The 250-nt window shown below is 70.0% G+C and carries 1 protein-coding gene; it reads right to left on the reverse strand.

Going from position 1 to position 250, the window contains the following annotated elements; translation table 11 throughout:
- A partial coding sequence (locus ACR9ZK_RS22825; protein ID WP_481344205.1) for an Ig-like domain-containing protein occupies positions 1-250 on the reverse strand: 250 nt, incomplete at both ends.

A 250-nucleotide genomic window follows, 5' to 3' on the forward strand; every position in this document is an offset into this window, starting at 1 on the left:
GTCCACGCCGACGACGTTGCCGGTCCAGTCGCCGCTGCCGTTGGCCGACAGCAGCGCGGTCCAGGTCTTGCCGTCTGCGCTGCCCACCAGGTTCGAGACGCTCGCATGTGGTGCCGAGATCGCGGCGAGGGGCAGGTTCGGCACGGCCTGCGTGAACGTGAACGTGGCCTGGATCGCGTGGGTCGCGTCGAGGCTCGTCCCGTCGAGGGTGATGGCGAGCGTGTTGGCGATGCCCGCGACCGCATAGCTG

It is taken from the genome of Monashia sp. HAY1-5C (assembly GCF_056755255.1).